The sequence below is a fragment of the Vibrio sp. Vb0888 genome, from assembly GCF_033338835.1.
Lineage (GTDB): Bacteria > Pseudomonadota > Gammaproteobacteria > Enterobacterales > Vibrionaceae > Vibrio > Vibrio alginolyticus.
The window spans coordinates 1-1,060 of sequence record NZ_JAWOTL010000319.1; the positions used below are offsets into that span (position 1 = coordinate 1).

Sequence of the window (1,060 nt, forward strand, 5' to 3'; positions counted from 1 at the left end):
GGGCGGTGCGCATTTACTACAAACCGTTCGTACGTTGGATCTGGGCTGGCTCTTTGATTATGGCATTAGGCGGCGCACTAGCGATTTCTGATAAGCGTTACCGCTTCCGTAAGTCATCGAAAAAGAACGCAAAGTCAAACGAGCAGGTAGCATAAAATGAATAAGAAAATCTTGTTTATCCCGTTGGTTGCTTTCTTAGTTCTGGCGGGGATCTTCGCAACACAGTTGGTTCGTAACCAAGATGGGGACGACCCAACAAAGCTGGAATCTGTTTTAGTTGGCAAACCTGTTCCTAAGTTTCACTTAGAAGACTTGGCCGAACCGGGTAAACAGTACGATCAGTCGATTTTTAAAGGTGAGCCGCTTCTGTTAAATGTGTGGGCTACATGGTGTCCTACTTGCTACGCAGAGCATAAATATCTCAACGAACTTGCTGGTAAAGGCGTGAAGATCATCGGTATGAACTACAAAGATGATCGAAACAAAGCGATCGGTTGGTTGAACGATTTAGGTAACCCATACCTAATTAGTCTGTTCGATGGCAGCGGTATGTTGGGTCTGGATCTTGGTGTGTATGGCGCACCGGAAACCTTCATTATCGATGCGAATGGTGTCATTCGTTACCGTCATGTAGGTGATGTTAACCCTCGAAATTGGGCTGACACGTTAGCACCGATGTACAACCAGCTGGTTGAGGAGGCGAAGCAATGAGAAAAATGATTTTAGCAGTGTTTGCAGCCCTAACATTCTCGTTGGCGGCACATGCTGCAATTGAAGTGTATGAGTTTGACAACTTAGAGCAAGAGCAACAGTTCAAAGAGCTGGGGCACACTTTGCGTTGCCCGAAATGTCAGAACAACACCATCTCTGATTCGAATGCAGAACTTGCTCAAGACTTGCGCCACAAGGTGTACGAAATGACGAAAGAGGGCAAGTCAAAAGAAGAGATCGTCGATTACATGATCGCCCGCTACTTCAACTTCGTGACTTACCATCCGCCATTCACTATGTCGACAGCAATTTTATAGCTTTCTCCACTAGCTGTATTTTTGGACGGTTT

2 protein-coding genes and 1 pseudogene are annotated in these 1,060 nt (G+C 45.8%); all 3 read left to right on the forward strand.

Annotated elements, in window-relative coordinates; translation table 11 throughout:
• A partial coding sequence (locus tag R7P72_RS25945; RefSeq protein ID WP_318111119.1) for a cytochrome c-type biogenesis CcmF C-terminal domain-containing protein occupies positions 1-155 on the forward strand: 155 nt, incomplete at its 5' end.
• A 1-nt stretch (position 156) separates the two neighbouring features.
• The gene (locus R7P72_RS25950) at positions 157-711 is read left to right on the forward strand and encodes a DsbE family thiol:disulfide interchange protein (RefSeq protein ID WP_005457723.1); all 555 of its coding nucleotides are present in this window, start codon (positions 157-159) and stop codon (positions 709-711) included.
• Positions 708-1,025 (forward strand): annotated as a pseudogene (locus tag R7P72_RS25955) (cytochrome c-type biogenesis protein); the annotation flags it as partial. The gene R7P72_RS25950 and the pseudogene R7P72_RS25955, both read left to right, overlap by 4 nt.
• Positions 1,026-1,060: the final 35 nt, after the last annotated feature.

Excerpts from the sequence above, each read along its gene's own strand:
- R7P72_RS25950 (WP_005457723.1), top strand. The coding sequence starts at position 157 with ATGAATAAGAAAATCTTGTTTATCCCGTTGGTTGCTTTCTTAGTTCTG.